The sequence below is a fragment of the Campylobacter concisus genome (assembly GCF_003048405.1).
In the GTDB taxonomy this organism is placed as follows: domain Bacteria; phylum Campylobacterota; class Campylobacteria; order Campylobacterales; family Campylobacteraceae; genus Campylobacter_A; species Campylobacter_A concisus_Q.
The window spans coordinates 1-15,631 of sequence record NZ_PIQS01000006.1 but is presented as its reverse complement, the minus strand read 5'-3'; the positions used below and the strand labels follow the sequence as shown (position 1 = coordinate 15,631).

Here is a 15,631-nt window from a genome sequence, read left to right as displayed (position 1 = left end):
AAAAGATTGATAAAATTTAATAAAACAAAACTAGAAAACGGACTAGAAATTTATCACGTACCAGTAAATCCTGGCTCAAAAGTGATAAGTGTCGATGTATTTTACAAAGTTGGATCAAGAAACGAAGTGATGGGCAAAAGTGGTATCGCTCACATGTTAGAGCATCTAAATTTCAAATCAACCAAAAATTTACGAGCTGGGGAGTTTGATGAGATCGTAAAAGGCTTTGGCGGCGTAAATAACGCAAGTACAGGCTTTGACTACACCCACTACTTTATAAAAGCTTCAAATGAAAATTTAGACAAAACGCTTGGGCTTTTTGCTGAGCTTATGAAAAATTTAAGCTTAAAAGATAAAGAATTTCAGCCAGAGCGAGACGTGGTGCATGAAGAGCGCAGATGGCGAACAGACAACAACCCTATGGGATACCTTTACTTTAGGCTCTACAATCACGCATTTATCTATCATCCATATCACTGGACTCCGATAGGCTTTATAAAAGATATCGAAAACTGGAATATCAACGATATAAAAGAATTTCACGCTACCTTTTATCAGCCAAAAAATGCGATTTTGATGATAAGTGGCGACATCGGCAAGGATGAGGCGTTTAAACTGGCTAAGAAAAATTTTAGCAGTATAAAAAATAAAAGAGCCATCCCAAAATCTCACTGCAAAGAACCTGAACAAGACGGAGCTAGAAAAGCTATCATCTATAAAGATAGCCAAACACAAATGCTAGCAATCGCTTACAAAATCCCAAATTTTAAACACGGCGATCAAGTAGGTCTAAATGCGATAAGTGAATATCTAGCTACCGGCAAAAGCTCGGTTTTGCAGCAAAAATTAGTCGATGAGCTAATGCTTGTAAATCAAATTTACGCTTACAATATGAGTTGTGTCGATGAAAATTTATTTATATTTTTAGCAGTTTGCAACCCAGACGTCGAGGCGAGCGTGGTTGAGGCTGAAATTTTAAAGATCATAGATGATTTAAAAAATAAACCAATCGACAAAGATGATGTTTTAAGAGTTAAGAATTTAATCAAAAGCGACTTTATCTATTCGTTTGAAAGTGCAAGTAAGGTTGCAAATTTATATGGCTCATACCTTGCTAGAGGCGATATAAAGCCACTTTATGAGCTTGAGAAAAATATCGATAAGATTGATGCTAAGCTTTTAAAAGAGATAGCAAATAGATATTTTAATGAAAAAACCAGCACAACAATAATTTTAAAAAAGGAATAAACGTGGAAAATTCGCTTCAAGGTGCGATGACCGCACTCATTACGCCATTTAAAAATCAAAAAGTGGATGAAGTCAGTTTTGAAAAACTAATAAAAAGACAGATAAAACATGGCATAGATGTTGTTGTGCCAGTTGGAACCACTGGCGAGAGTGCAACACTGACGCATGATGAGCATAGAATTTGTATCGAAATAGCCGTAGATGCATGTAAAGGTACAAATGTAAAAGTACTAGCTGGTGCTGGCAGTAATGCGACTCACGAGGCTATTGGTATCGCTAAATTTGCTCAAGCCCATGGCGCTGATGGTATCCTCTCAGTTGCGCCCTACTACAATAAACCAACGCAAGAAGGGCTTTACGAGCACTACAAGGCCATTGCAAATAGCATTGAAATTCCTGTGCTTCTTTATAATGTTCCGGGTAGAGTTGGCGTGGATATCTTGCCAGCGACCGTTTTTAGGCTTTTTAAAGAGTGTAAAAATATCTACGGTATCAAAGAGGCAACAGGTAGTATAGATAGATGCGTTGATCTACTGGCTCACGAGCCAAATTTAGTAGTCATTAGCGGTGAAGATGCGATCAACTATCCTATCATATCAAATGGCGGCAAAGGCGTTATCTCAGTTACTGCTAACCTCTTGCCAGATCAAATTTCAGAGCTTACGCACCTTGCAATGAACGAAGAGTACAAAAAAGCAAAACTAATAAACGATAATCTATACACGATAAATAAAACACTCTTTTGCGAAAGCAATCCGATACCGATCAAAGCAGCGATGTATCTAGCTGGACTCATCGACTCTTTGGAGTACCGCTTGCCACTTTGTAAACCAAGTAAAGAAAATTTTAAAAAGATAGAAGAAGTAATAAAAAATTACGAAATAAAGGGTTTTTAATGAAGGACACACTAAACGAATTTAAAGGTAAAACGCTAGTTATCAGTGGCGGCACTAGAGGTATCGGTAGAGCCATAGTCGAAGAATTTGCAAAAGCTGGTGTAAATATAGCATTTACATACAACTCAAACGAAGAGCTTGCAAAAGAACAAGCAAAAGAGCTTGAGGCTACTTACAAGATAAAAGCAAGAGCATATGCACTAAATATCCTCGAGCCAGAGACTTATAAAGAGCTATTTTTAAAGATAGACGAGGACTTTGATAGGATTGATTTTTTCATCTCAAATGCTATCATCTCAGGTCGTGCAGTAGCTGGTGGATACACTAAATTTATGAAGCTAAAACCAAGAGGCATAAACAATATCTTTACAGCAACAGTAAACGCCTTTGTCGTAGGCACTCAAGAAGCTGCAAAACGCATGGAAAAAGTTGGTGGCGGCAGCATCATCAGCCTATCATCGACTGGAAATTTAGTATATATCGAAAACTACGCAGGTCACGGTACAGCAAAAGCAGCCGTTGAAGCCATGGCAAGATACGCTGCGACCGAGCTTGGCGAGAAAAACATCCGTGTAAACGTCGTAAGCGGCGGCCCTATCGAGACAGACGCGCTAAGAGCCTTTACTAATTACGAAGAGGTGCGCGATATGACGGCAAAGCTTAGCCCACTAAACCGCATGGGACAGCCGACTGATCTAGCTGGAGCATGTTTATTTTTGTGTTCACCAAAAGCCAGCTGGGTGACTGGACATACATTTATAATAGATGGTGGCACGACTTTTAAATGAGAGTGAAATTTCTAAGCATAAAGGCATATTTGTGAGTTTAAATTTACCAAATTCTTTAGCGTTTTTTAGGATACTTCTGGCTCCTCTTATGTTTTTTATGCTCGTAAATGCACCAGGAATTTTTACGCAGATTCACATGAGCTGGATAAATTATTTCGCAGCTCTTATCTTTGTGATCGCCTCAGTAACTGACTTTTTTGACGGCTACATCGCAAGAAGCTGGGATCAAAAGACAAAGCTTGGAGCGATCCTTGATCCGTTAGCAGACAAGATGCTAATTCTTGCTGCATTTTTAGGCCTCATGATGCTTGGAAGGGCTAGTGCTTGGGCTGTTTATCTCATCTTGGTGAGGGAATTTTTTATAACTGGCTTTCGTGTCGTGATGGCAAGTGACGGCGTAGAGGTCGCTGCATCAATGGCCGGCAAGGTAAAGACTGTCTCGCAGATGTTTGCGGTTGGATTTTTACTGATGAGCTGGCCTGGTGGCGAGCTTTTGCTCTGGATCGCTGTTGCGCTTACGCTTTATTCTGGGTTTGAGTATATCTTTGCCTATATAAAGGCGATGAAAAAGAGCTAAATTTTTTCGTTCGTAAGACCCAAAGTTTTTACTTGAAAAAATTTATATAAATAATAAAAACTTTATTTTCAAAATAAGTAAAATCAAGTTAAAAATTTCTCCTAGCTAAAAGAAATTTTTAGCCAAACGTCGTTTGAGAGTAAATTTATAAACTTTAGCTAAAATCTCATCAATTTTTTCAAAAAAAGGTAAGTTTTGAAAGGCATTCTCTTTACGCTAGCCCTGCTTTGCCTTGGGCTTTATGCGTATTCGTTTTATTTTTTAGTGACCGTTTTAGCCATTAGTTTTCTCATATTTTTTCACGAGCTTGGCCACTTTTTGGCAGCAAGGTCGCTAGGCGTCAAAGTAAATACCTTTAGCATCGGCTTTGGCGAGAAAATTTACACCAAAAACGTTGGCGGCACCGACTACTGCCTAAGCGCAATCCCACTTGGTGGATACGTGCAGCTAAAAGGACAAGATGACACCGACCCAAAGGCCAAAAACTACGACCGTGATAGCTACAACGTGCTAAGCCCACTAAAGCGAATTTATATCCTTTTTGCAGGACCATTTTTTAACTTTATCTTGGCCTTTTTTATCTACATTTTGCTTGGATTTATCGGTGTTGAGAGACTTGCGCCAAGCATTGGACACATAGCTGACGGCTCGGCGGCTGCCAGCGCTGGACTTATGAAAAACGATAAAATTTTAGCCATAAACGGCGTAAAGATAAACGAGTGGGATGAGATCAGTAAAAATGTGAAATTAGAGCCAAGCACCATTTTGATAGATCGCAACGGCTCGCAAATGACTATAAATTTAACACCAAAGATAGGCGAGACGATAAATCTATTTAATGAAAAGGTACAGCGCCCATTAATCGGGATCTCTCCAAATGGCGAAGTGATAAAAATTTACCACACTGGTCTTGCAGGCATAAATTTTGCCTTTAGTGAGACGATCGAGGCATCAAAACTAATCTTTAAAAGCTTTACCAAACTAGTAAGTGGAGCTGTGCCGCTAAAAGAGGTCGGTGGCATCGTACAGATCGCTGATGTCACTTCAAAAGCCGCAAAAATAAGTCTTGGCGTGCTTTTGACGATCGTCGCTTTAATCTCAGTAAATTTAGGCGTTTTAAATTTATTCCCAATCCCTGCACTTGATGGTGGCCACATACTTTTTAACTTATATGAGCTAATTTTTAGACGCGAGGTAAATGAGCGAGTGCTCACGACACTTACCTACTGCGGTTGGGCGCTACTGCTTGGCATAATGGTACTCGCGACTTTTAATGACATTATGAGATTAAGCGGAGGTTTATGATGATAGTTTTAAAAGAGCTACTTGAAAAGATCGAAAATTTAAGCAAAGACGTGACACTAATCGCCGTTAGTAAAAATGTCACAAGCGCTGAAGTAAGAGAGCTTTACGCACAAGGGCAAAGAAATTTTGGCGAAAATAGAGTCCAAGAGCTAGCCAAAAAAGAGCTAGAACTGCAAAATTTTACTGATATAAAATGGCATATGATCGGCCGATTGCAAAATAACAAAATAAATCAAATGGTAAGCCTAAAGCCCACACTTTGGCAAAGCTGCGATAGCTTTGAAAGAGCTGTAGAGGTCGATAAAAGGCTTAGCTACAAGCTAGATACCTTGCTTCAAATAAACTCGGCTGATGAGGATACAAAGCAAGGTGCAAGCGTAGCAAATGCGGCAGAAATTTATGAGCGCATCCAAAGCGAGTGCAAAAATATCAATCTAAAAGGTGTGATGAGTATCGGAGCACATGTGGATGAGCCAAAAGAGATTCAAAAGAGCTTTGAGCTTACTCATAAAATTTTTGAGAGCCTAAAGCCAAAAGGTGCAGCTATCTGCTCGATGGGCATGAGTAGCGACTTCGAGCTGGCGATAAAATGTGGCTCAAATATGATTCGCCTTGGCACTATGCTTTATTTATAATTTTATCGCTTTTATCTGATTTACCTTTGTTGCTGGAGCTTGATAAATTTTTACTAAAAAGACTTGAGAAAAAATTAAAATTTAATGTTTAGCATCGGCCAAAACCAAAGCAAAAAGTACTTTTACACCAGCTTTTTCTAGAGTATTTCTAGCCTCAAGTATCGTAGTGCCAGTAGTTACGATATCATCTACCAAAATAACTGGAGTAGTGATCTTTTTTAGGATTTTAAAATTTCTTGGGTTATTTTGTCTAAATTGTAAATCCTTGCCACTATAGCTGATCTTGCTGGTTGCATGCAGTGCGTGAAATATGGGCTTTAGATTTTTAGCCCTTAGCGCATTTGCCAAAATAGCCGTGTGCGAATAGCCGTGATGCACTCTATCATCTATCGGCAGAGCATAGACTTTCTCCGGTAAGCTAAAGCTTTTAGCAAATTGATTAAATGCAAATTTAGCTAAGTTTTTATATATAAAATATCCATGCATTTGGTGCTTGGAGTGGATGAGTTCTTTTATTTCAGAGTAGCCGTAAAAGCTATAAATTTTAAAGCCCTCTAGTTCTCTTACTATCGGGCTTGGTTCGCTTAAAATTTGTGAGCAAATTTTACAAAATGTATTTAGTGTAAAGCTCTTACAAAATGCACAAAACATTAGCTATTTAAAATAGCAATTGCTGTGCGTTTGACTGCATCGTTTATAATATCAGTTAAAAATGGCTTAAATGCTCCGCCTGTACGAATCAACTCAAATTTGGTTTGATTATTTGAAATATTTTTAACGATACTTTGATCACCTTTTTGGATCTTAAGTGTAATCTTAATATTACCTTTTGTATTATCAGTACCGTATCCGCTCATATTTGCTTCAAATTCGTTGATAAAAATTTCAACCACAACTCCACCCATGCCATTCACATTTGCACCGCGTGCCATAAGCTCTTTTTTGAGCGAATCGCTAAAATAAGTAGCAAGATCGTTTTGAAGTACGACATATTCTTTTACTGTGCCTTTGCTATCAGTGATCGTAGCGATGGTACTTTTATTTTTGCGGTTGTCATGCACTGCGCTTATATAGGCCTCAAAGCCTCTATTTTGCTGGCTTGCAGCAGCCTTATACGGATCAAACGCGACAACACTCTGGCTTGGTGCACAACCAGTTAAAAACAAAACAAAAAGTCCAAAAATAGCTAAAAATTTAAATTTATTCATTGTTTTTCCTTTTAAAGTTTAGTGATCTCATCGGCTACTTTTATCGCAGCTTGTTTAACTAAAAGTGCGATAAAAAAGTCAAACTGGCCAGACTCTGAAGCCTCAAGCTTCTCCACATGGTGCCTAGTCGAGATAGGTAAGGTTTTTTTGAAATTTATATTTGAAAGCACAAGGAGACCATTTAGATGACCATTTAAAATTTCTGAAGCTCCTGAGTAGCTTCCTCTGAGCTCGTCAAATCTAAAATCAAGCCTATATGTATAAGGTGATGTTTGTGTATCAACAACAACGATACCGCGAGAATTTAACTCACGCTGCAAAAACATGTAAAAAAGCACTTCAAGGCGTGGGTTTGAGTTAAAAACTGCACTGTTTCCTTCAACGCCTGTATAATATATCGATCTTGCACTACTTCTAGCATCAACGATCCTGTGGAAATAAACCTTTTTTAATCCAACATTAGTATCGATCATGTTTTTTTCCAAGCAGCAGTTTATCGCTACATCACTTTTGTATTTAACGCCATTTATGAAAAGGCCATCGCCCCTACCTTTGCAAGCACTGCAATCAGCCGGTATCCTCATAACCTCTTCAAAATACATCTTATCTTCGCTGTTTATGCTCGCACTTTGCACACCATCTATACCTTCACATGAGAGGCAAAGGCTGGCTTTAGCCATGCAGCCCGTCATAAAAATAGCCATAAGTGCCGTTAGTAGTGTTGTTCTTAGCATTTCACTTCCTTTTGCTCGTTTTGTTTTTTACGAAGATTTTTCACACTCTCTCCTGCTATACCGTAATTATTAGTGTCTATCTCGTCAATGATTACAACAGTATTTTGAGCATTTCTTCCTAAAATTTCGCTTATTAGTTTAGTGACTCCGCTTATCATCTTCTCTTTTTGCTCAACACTTGGGCTATCGCCCTCTTTTGTCACACAAATTTTCACAAATGGCATAGCGCTCCTTTTTACAAATTTAGCATTTAAATTTTAATCAAAAAACCTATTTGCCAAAATAAGATCCTTGCTGCATCAGTATCGTCAGCTCACAATCAGGCGAGATATTTTGTGATGATTTTGAAAGCTGTGACGTGAAATTTTGGTGCGGATAGAACACGTAGTTCATCAAGCCAAAATTTCACTAACTCTTTCAAAAGGGCACAAAAGATAAGCCACTAGTCTATTTTTAGGACGGATAAAAACGCCTCTTGCGGCAAATTTACCTTGCCAATGGCCTTCATCCGCTTCTTACCCTCTTTTTGCTTTTCTAGCAACTTCCTCTTACGAGTGATGTCGCCGCCGTAGCACTTGGCTGTGACGTTTTTACCCATTGATTTTACGGTTTCGCGGGCGATTATTTTATTACCGATGCTAGCTTGTATCGCCACTTCAAAGAGCTGACGAGGCACGATATCTTTCATCGCCTTTACGAAGTCCCTGCCCTTTGTCTGCGCCTTGCTCTCAGGCACGATAATAGAGAGCGCATCGACCGTCTCGCCAGCCACTTTTACATCAAGCTTTACTAGATCACCCACGCGGTAGTCGCTAGGCTCATAGTCAAAGCTCGCGTAGCCTTTGGTGCTTGATTTTAGCTTGTCATAAAAGTCCATCACGATTTCATTCATCGGTATGTCATACTCGAGTAAAACGCGGTCAGTCGTGATGTAGTCCATCTTTGTTTGTATGCCGCGGCGATTGTTTAAAAGTGTGATGATGTTGCCCAAAAACTCGCTTGGCGTGATGATAGTGGCTTTCACATACGGCTCAAGGATTGAGTCTATTTTATTGACTGATGGCAGCTGGCTTGGGTTTTGGATCTTTAAATTTAGTCCATCTGTTTGAATGACTTCGTAGGTCACGGTTGGCGCTGTAGCAATGAGGTCCAAGTCAAACTCGCGCTCTAGCCTCTCTTTGACGACCTCCATATGAAGAAGACCTAAAAAGCCAACCCTAAAGCCAAATCCAAGTGCGACCGAGGTCTCTGGCTCGTAGCTAATGGAGCTGTCATTTAGCTTTAGCTTATCCAGCGCATCACGCAGATCTTCAAATTTATCAGTTTCTATTGGATAAAGTCCCGCAAAAACAAACGGCTTAGCCCTCTCAAAGCCGCCAACTGGCTCTTTTAGAGGATTTCTTGACTGTGTTATCGTATCTCCAACTTGCACGTCGCTAACGTTTTTAAGCCCCAAAACAACGATGCCAACCTCGCCAGCGCTAAGCGTTTTAGTCTTGATCGGAGCTATAGGATTTGGATACATGAGGTCTAGCACGATGTGTTTTTTGCCCGTGCCCATGACCAAAATTTCATCATTTTTTGAAATTTCACCATCATAAACACGCACAAGTGCAAGCGCGCCAAGGTAGTTGTCAAACCAACTATCGTAGATTAGCGCCTTTGTAGGCTTGCTTACGTCGCCATTTGGCGCAGGGATCCTCGTGATGATCGCTTCAAGTAGCTCTTTTATGCCAACGCCTGTTTTTGCGCTCACTTCGATCGCTCCTGAGCAGTCAAGTCCGATGATGTGCTCTATCTCATCTTTTACCCTAGCAGGGTCAGCTGCTGGTAGATCGATCTTGTTGATGACTGGGATGATCTCTAGGTTATTTTCAAGTGCGATATAGACGTTTGCGATGGTTTGCGCCTCCACGCCCTGGCTAGCATCCACGACAAGCAGCGCGCCCTCGCAACTAGCTAGGCTACGGCTTACCTCGTAGCTAAAATCAACGTGTCCTGGGGTGTCTATCAAATTTAGAATAAAATTTTGCCCATTTAGTGCGTAGTTTAGGCGGACAGACTGGGCCTTGATCGTGATGCCACGCTCTTTTTCGATGTCCATCGTGTCCATGATCTGCGAGCTCATCTCACGGTCGCTTACGGCGCCACACTCCTGAATGAGGCGATCAGCAAGCGTGCTTTTGCCGTGGTCGATGTGAGCGATGATGCTAAAATTTCTGATGTTTTTCATATAAGTTTTACTTTTTACTAAATTTTGGGCTTTATTTTGCCTAAAGTTGATTTAAACACTAATAAATATATTTCTATCATTTCCATACATTTTTCGCTAAAATGCCGTCTAAAACTTTCAAAAAGAGGGCTTATGTCAAAGTGGCAGTATGAAAACGATATAGATGACTATATAAAGGCTATTTTTAAAAATTTAGGACTTAAAAAATCGTGTGATTTTAATGAAAAGCAAGCGATGACACCCTATTTAAAAGAAGCATTAAAAGGTTCAGCTAAAACCAAAGCTAAAGAAAATTTTGGGGTTCCAGATTTTAGCTTAGAAATTTATGACATTCCCATAATTATAGAAAATAAATTCGGTTTGAAAAAATTAATCGCTAAAGACAAAGATAAAAACGAGATGAAATTTGACGACAATTCCATATCAGGCTATGCTGTAAATGGCGCACTTCATTATGCTCGTTCAATAATCGCAAGTGGCAAATATCACGAAGCCGTCGCAATCGGTATTGCTGGCGATAGTGAAGAAAACCTACAAATTTGCGTATATTTTGTTTGGGGCAGTAGTGAATTGACATTTAAATTTTATGGATAATTATAAAACTTTAAATTTCCTCGAAAATAAAAATAGTTTTGAAAATTTTTACAAAGATGCAAAATTAACTGATGAAGATAAACACAGATTTTTAATTACATCACGCGAAATTCTTAAAATTTATGCCAAAAAACTAAATAAGCTAATGCATAATCACAATATCACCGCTCCACAACGAGTCCTTTACGTCTCTGGGATGCTGCTTTCAATGCAAGACATAAAAGAGAACTACGGACTAACACCTGATGATTTGAAAGGTTCTCAGTTGGATAATGAGCGAGACGGTATTCGTATAACTAGTCGCATAAGCTCATTTTTAAAAAATAGAAAAATTCCGTCCGAAAAGCTAAATTTAATGCTAGCTTCCTTTAATGAAATTTCAAAAAATTCACAACGAGACGAGATAGATGAAACTAAACCAAACGACAAAGAAGTTGCACATTTATTAAAAGAAAAATCAAGCACTACCAAGCAAATTTTCACGTTTCTATATAGAAATATTTTTCAAAAGATAGATGGCTCAGGTGGTGAAAGCTTTGGGCATATCGACGTAATGGGTGAGATGTATAGTGAGTTTTTAAAATATGCTTTAGGTGATGGCAAAGAGCTTGGTATTGTGCTTACTCCACCTTATATAACTAAAATGATGGCTGAAATTCTAGATATAAACAAAGATAACCGCGTTATGGATTTAGCCACTGGAAGCGCTGGCTTTCTCATCTCTGCGATGCAAATAATGATAGAAAACGCTAATGAAAATTACGCTAAAGGAAGTAGTGAAGCTCTAAAAAAGATAGATGAGATCAAAAAAAATCAGCTTCTAGGCGTGGAGCTAAATGCCGAAATGTATACTCTTGCGGCTACTAATATGATATTGCGTGGTGACGGTTCAGCTCGAATAGAACACGGCAGTGCATTTAATCGCCCAGATGAGCTTTACTCAAATTTTAAAGCCGATAGAATTTTGCTAAATCCACCATTTACATTTGATGAAAATGGTATGCCATTTATTGCTTATGGGCTTGATAGGATGGCAAAAGGCGGGCTTGGCGCCATAATCATCCAAGATAGTGCAGGTAGCGGCAAAGCTGTGAAATCAAATCAACAAATTTTAAAATCCCACACTTTACTAGCAAGTATAAAAATGCCAGTCGATCTTTTTGTGCCAGTCGCGGGAGTTCAAACGAGTATTTATATTTTTAAAGCACACGAACCACACGACTTCGAACGCTCTGTTAAATTTATAGACTTTAGAAATGACGGTTATAAAAGAACTTCTCGCTCATTACAGGAGCTAGACGAACCTACGCAAAGATACGCTGATATAGTTAAAATTTATAAAGCTGGCAGAGCCGCAAAAGTAGATCCAAGGCTTTGGAAATTAGACGAAATTTTTGTCGAGGATTTGATAACAAAAAGTGGCTCTGATTGGAATTTTGATCAGCATAAGAAGATCGATGCGATGCCGACGCTAGCTGATTTTAAAAAGAGCGTAAGCGACTATCTAAGCTGGGAAGTGTCGCAAATTTTAAAAAAGGATAATCCCAGTAGAAGCAGTATTGTAAGTCAACGAATTGCAAATTTAGAACGAGAATTTAAAGCAAATGGCGGGAAATTTGAGGAATTTAGGCTTGATAAATTATTTAATGTGAAGTCAAATCCACAACTAAATAAAGATAGTTTTAATTTTTCCGAGAATGGAGTTTATCCATATTTCACAAGAACAGTTTTAAATAATGGTATTGCAGGCTATGTCGATTATTTGGATGAGGAGCATAAAATATCAGGCAATTCACTGGCGGTTGGAATGCTTGGAATGCAGTTTTTTTATATGGAAAAGGATTTTTACGCAGGGCAGTTTACTAAAACTATTTATCCAAAATTTAATTATTTTAATAGCAAGGTGGCTCAATATTTTATAGTTCTTTTAAATAAAAATCAAAAAATTTATCAAGGCAGTTTAGTTAGAGATTTTGAAAGACTTTTCTATAATACAAAAATCCTCTTGCCGACGCTAGGCGGCGAGATAAATTTTTCCTTTATGGAAAAATTTATCGAAGAACTCGACGCGTATCTCGCAGTAACTGGACTTAAAAATTACAAGCTAACTGATGTCGAAAAATCTACACTCGTTAAATTTGATAAATTTAATAAACGGGGGGGGGTAGCGGCGAAGGAATTTAAAATCGGCGATTTGTTTAAAATTCAAACTCCAAAACGTAAATTTGACGCAAATAAAATTCAGTTTGGCGGACAATATCCTTATGTAGCTCGCGGAGATAAAAATAATGGAATTCGCGGATATATAGATGAAGATATACAATATTTAAATGATAAAAATACGATCAGCTTTGGTCAAGATACAGCTACAATGTTTTTTCAAAAGGACAAATATTTTACCGGTGATAAGATTAAAATTTTTATACCCATAAATTTTAACTTGAATAGCAATATAGCAAATTATATTATTACTTCAATGCGATGTGGATTTTCAAATTTTACATGGGGTAGCAGCTCTTATAATGTAGAAATTTTAAAAAATGTAAAAATTATTTTACCAACAAACGAAAACGGCGAAATCGACTACGAATTTATGGAAAATTTCATAAAAGCCATTGAAAAACTAGCCATAAAAGACGTCGTGCTTTGGGCTGACAAAAAGATAGAAACAACCAAAAAAATTATCAATAAAGCTTAGATTAGTGATGATGCCCGCAGTGATCATCTTCATCATTTAGCTCGCAGATGAGATCGTCTTTGTGTCCAAGGTTCTCACTTTCAAACTGAAGCGTGACATGGCCGATGCCTACGTGAAATAGCTCGTGCTCGATCTGCTTTATCATCTTTGAAATTTCAGCCGCCTTTAGTTCATCATCCACGACTATATGAGCGATCAGTGCGTTTGTGCCAGCATTTATTGCCCAGATATGCAAGTCGTGCACAAACCTAACACCATCTACACTCTTAATGACGCCTAAAATTTCATCCGTATCAAGCTTAAGTGGCACCGCTTCGATCAGGATATTAAAGCTATCTTTTAGCAAGCTAGCGCCACTTTTTATGATGAGCATCGAGACAAAGATACTTGCGATGCTATCGGCCTGCGTGAAGTTAAATTTCATCACAAGAAGCGCTGCAACGATGGCGCCAACTGAGCCAAGCGTGTCGCCAAGCACGTGCAAATAAGCGCCTTTCATATTTAAGTTTTCTTTTGTATCAGCGCTTTTATGCATATAAACAGCTACGACTAAATTTACCACAAGTCCCAAAATACTAACAAGAAGCATCGTCTCAGCCTCTATCTGTGGCTCGTTAAAAAGCCTAATGATCGCTTCGACTATGACAAAAACAGCAAGCACAATAAGAGCTATGGCGTTTATAAAAGCTGCGATGATCTCGACCCTTTTGTAGCCAAAGGTCTTTTGTAAATTTGCCCTTTTTTCTGCGATCTTAAAAGCAACCAGCGACAAAAAAAGAGCTGCGGCGTCTGAGAGCATGTGAAATGCGTCGCTAATAAGCGCAAGCGAGTTTGAAACGAAGCCAAAAACGGCCTCAACTATCATAAACGTGAAAATTAGAAAAAATGAATTTCTTAAAACAGTTTTATTGCTAGTATGAATGTGCATACCGCCATGCTCGACGTGAGAGTGATGAGAGTGGGTCTCTTGCATCTAAAATGATCACCTTTTACTGATAAATTTAAGCATCCATAGCAAGCTCTGGCGCTACCTGACTAGAGGCTAAGCAAGCTAAAAACTGTATAAATATGCCCTGCATCTGCTTTAGTGCCGCTTAAAGATTGAATTTTAAAAATAATAAAAATTTTGTTGTAACTATTGACATTACAACAAAAAATTATTATACTTCACTCATCAGTTGTAAATAAAAATATTACAACAAAAAATAAGGAGAACAAAATGAAAAATTTTCAGGTTGCAAAGATCGCAAACGAGCCAAGAGTCGAGCTAAAAGAGGCTTTAAATTTAAGCGGCTGTGAGGTATCTATAAACGAGCTTCCAGCAAATGTGAGCGTGCCATTTGTCCATGCACATAAGCAAAACGAGGAGCTTTACATCATCCTAGAGGGTGAGGGTGAGCTTTTCATCGACGGTGAGGTGCTAAAAGTAAGCAAAGGAGATGCGGTGCGCATAGATCCAGAGGGTAAAAGGTGCTTTAAAGCTGGCAAAAACGGCATCAAAATGATCTGCATCCAGACAAAACGCGGTAGCCTAGAGCAATACACAATGAGCGACGGCGTGATAGTTGATGACGTAAAGCCAAGCTGGCTGTAAATTTAAAAACAAAATTTAAAAGAGAAATAATGAAAATAGCAATCATAGGCGCAAACGGCAAAAGCGGTGTAAATTTAGTAAATGAGGCACTAAAACAAGATTACGACGTCACAGCGATCGTTAGAAACAAAGAGTATAAAAACGAAAGCGTAAAGGTTGTCTATAAAGATATTTTCGAGCTTACAAAGGCTGATCTAGCAGGCTTTGACGCAGTGATCAGCGCATTTGCAGCATGGAGTGAAGAGACTTTCCCACTTCATAAAAAAGTTGCTGCTCATCTTGCAAATTTGCTAGAGGGTAGCAACGCAAGACTACTTGTAGTTGGTGGTGCTGGTACATTATTTGTAGATGATAAGGGCACAATGGTAATGGATACGCCAGACTTCCCGGCTGCATATATGGGTGTGGCAAAGGCGACTGCGGAGTCTTATTTTGAGCTAAAAGATAGGAGCGATTTACTTTGGACATACGTAAGCCCAGCAGGCGACTACGACGTAAATGGTGCTCGTACTGGTAAATACGTGCTTGGTGGAGATAATCTCATCTTAAACTCAAAAAATGAGAGCTATATAAGCTATGCAGACCTTGCGCTTGCGATCATAGACGAGCTAAAAAACAAAAAATTTATACAAAAACGCTTTACTGCAGTTGGTGAGCGAGCATAAAAATTATAGATTTGACATAGCTGGCACAAAAAGTCGGCTTGTCAAATCTAAACTGAAAATAAACTGCTTTTAGTAAAAATTTAAAGTATAATCAGAAAAAATTTCAAGGACAGTTATGCAAGTAGGGATCAAGTTTTCAACCGCGATCCATGTAGTTTTAGCAGCTTGTTTTTTCAAAGGCGAGAAAGTCACGAGCGAATTTATAGCAGGTAGTATAAACACGAATCCGGTCATAGTTAGGCGCCTGCTCGGTACTCTAAAGGCTGCAGGACTCGTGAATGTCGTAGCTGGAGTTGGTGGAGTGAGTCTTGCGAAAGAGCCAAAAGATATAACCCTCCTTCAAATTTTTAACGCAGTAAATGATAAAGAAAAACTTTTCAAGATCCACTCTGACTCACCTAAAGCCTGCCCGCTTGGTGGCAAGATCGAAGGCCTCTTAACCAACCACTTCCTAAA

General features: G+C 38.8%; 17 protein-coding genes and 1 pseudogene. 11 read left to right on the top strand and 7 right to left on the bottom strand.

What is annotated here, in order from left to right:
* Window positions 1–6 precede the first annotated feature (6 nt).
* The 6 genes from CVT18_RS09240 (at window position 7) to CVT18_RS09215 (ending at window position 5,449) form a co-directional block, all read left to right on the top strand.
* Entirely contained in the window at window positions 7–1,248 is a 1,242-nt protein-coding gene (locus CVT18_RS09240; protein WP_103628856.1) for a M16 family metallopeptidase, read from the top strand.
* 26 nt (window positions 1,249–1,274) lie between these two features.
* On the top strand, window positions 1,275–2,144 hold the full coding sequence (gene dapA, locus CVT18_RS09235; RefSeq protein WP_054197407.1) for a 4-hydroxy-tetrahydrodipicolinate synthase: 870 nt from the start codon (window positions 1,275–1,277) through the stop codon (window positions 2,142–2,144).
* A complete protein-coding gene (locus CVT18_RS09230; RefSeq protein ID WP_103628857.1) occupies window positions 2,144–2,932 on the top strand; it encodes an enoyl-ACP reductase in 789 nt (262 codons plus the stop codon). Before dapA ends, CVT18_RS09230 begins: the two co-directional genes overlap by 1 nt.
* Window positions 2,910–3,509, top strand: a complete 600-nt coding sequence (pgsA, locus tag CVT18_RS09225) for a CDP-diacylglycerol--glycerol-3-phosphate 3-phosphatidyltransferase (RefSeq protein ID WP_234410326.1) — start codon at window positions 2,910–2,912, stop codon at window positions 3,507–3,509. Before CVT18_RS09230 ends, pgsA begins: the two co-directional genes overlap by 23 nt.
* Window positions 3,510–3,704: 195 nt before the next feature.
* Window positions 3,705–4,814: an RIP metalloprotease RseP gene (gene rseP / locus CVT18_RS09220; RefSeq protein WP_103628859.1), complete on the top strand. Its 1,110-nt coding sequence runs from the start codon at window positions 3,705–3,707 to the stop codon at window positions 4,812–4,814.
* On the top strand, window positions 4,811–5,449 hold the full coding sequence (locus CVT18_RS09215; protein WP_199907368.1) for a YggS family pyridoxal phosphate-dependent enzyme: 639 nt from the start codon (window positions 4,811–4,813) through the stop codon (window positions 5,447–5,449). The genes rseP and CVT18_RS09215 overlap by 4 nt, the downstream gene beginning before the upstream one ends.
* Window positions 5,450–5,530: 81 nt before the next feature.
* On the opposite strand, the gene CVT18_RS09210 is transcribed toward CVT18_RS09215, so the two are convergent.
* Genes CVT18_RS09210 through lepA form a run of 6 tightly spaced genes read right to left on the bottom strand, consistent with a single transcriptional unit; the run spans window position 5,531 to window position 9,624 of the window.
* Window positions 5,531–6,100, bottom strand: coding sequence for a ComF family protein (locus CVT18_RS09210; RefSeq protein ID WP_103628860.1), 570 nt, complete (start codon window positions 6,098–6,100; stop codon window positions 5,531–5,533).
* Complete coding sequence (locus CVT18_RS09205; RefSeq protein ID WP_103628861.1) at window positions 6,100–6,657, bottom strand: YajG family lipoprotein; 558 nt, start codon at window positions 6,655–6,657, stop codon at window positions 6,100–6,102. The genes CVT18_RS09210 and CVT18_RS09205 overlap by 1 nt, the downstream gene beginning before the upstream one ends.
* Before the next feature lie 11 nt (window positions 6,658–6,668).
* Window positions 6,669–7,391, bottom strand: coding sequence for a hypothetical protein (locus CVT18_RS09200; RefSeq protein WP_103628862.1), 723 nt, complete (start codon window positions 7,389–7,391; stop codon window positions 6,669–6,671).
* The gene (locus tag CVT18_RS09195) at window positions 7,385–7,615 is read right to left on the bottom strand and encodes a 2-hydroxymuconate tautomerase family protein (RefSeq protein WP_087585995.1); all 231 of its coding nucleotides are present in this window, start codon (window positions 7,613–7,615) and stop codon (window positions 7,385–7,387) included. The genes CVT18_RS09200 and CVT18_RS09195 overlap by 7 nt, the downstream gene beginning before the upstream one ends.
* Before the next feature lie 46 nt (window positions 7,616–7,661).
* Complete coding sequence (locus CVT18_RS10700) at window positions 7,662–7,784, bottom strand: hypothetical protein (RefSeq protein WP_265094542.1); 123 nt, start codon at window positions 7,782–7,784, stop codon at window positions 7,662–7,664.
* 49 nt (window positions 7,785–7,833) lie between these two features.
* Window positions 7,834–9,624, bottom strand: coding sequence for a translation elongation factor 4 (gene lepA, locus CVT18_RS09190; protein ID WP_107824479.1), 1,791 nt, complete (start codon window positions 9,622–9,624; stop codon window positions 7,834–7,836).
* 132 nt (window positions 9,625–9,756) lie between these two features.
* Between lepA and CVT18_RS09185 the strand changes: the two are divergent.
* A pseudogene (locus CVT18_RS09185) lies at window positions 9,757–11,770 on the top strand (class I SAM-dependent DNA methyltransferase); the annotation flags it as partial.
* Between the two features lie 96 nt (window positions 11,771–11,866).
* The gene (locus CVT18_RS10580; RefSeq protein ID WP_413784336.1) at window positions 11,867–12,916 is read left to right on the top strand and encodes a restriction endonuclease subunit S; all 1,050 of its coding nucleotides are present in this window, start codon (window positions 11,867–11,869) and stop codon (window positions 12,914–12,916) included.
* Between the two features lies 1 nt (window position 12,917).
* On the opposite strand, the gene CVT18_RS09180 is transcribed toward CVT18_RS10580, so the two are convergent.
* Window positions 12,918–13,889, bottom strand: coding sequence for a cation diffusion facilitator family transporter (locus CVT18_RS09180; RefSeq protein WP_234410325.1), 972 nt, complete (start codon window positions 13,887–13,889; stop codon window positions 12,918–12,920).
* Between the two features lie 246 nt (window positions 13,890–14,135).
* Between CVT18_RS09180 and CVT18_RS09175 the strand changes: the two genes are divergently transcribed.
* The 3 genes from CVT18_RS09175 to CVT18_RS09165 form a co-directional block, all read left to right on the top strand.
* Entirely contained in the window at window positions 14,136–14,510 is a 375-nt protein-coding gene (locus CVT18_RS09175; protein ID WP_021091938.1) for a cupin domain-containing protein, read from the top strand.
* A 29-nt stretch (window positions 14,511–14,539) separates the two neighbouring features.
* A complete protein-coding gene (locus CVT18_RS09170) occupies window positions 14,540–15,175 on the top strand; it encodes an NAD(P)-dependent oxidoreductase (RefSeq protein WP_103628865.1) in 636 nt (211 codons plus the stop codon).
* Between the two features lie 115 nt (window positions 15,176–15,290).
* Window positions 15,291–15,631, top strand: a 341-nt coding sequence (locus CVT18_RS09165) for an Rrf2 family transcriptional regulator (RefSeq protein WP_103628866.1), incomplete at its 3' end; no start/stop codon positions are given.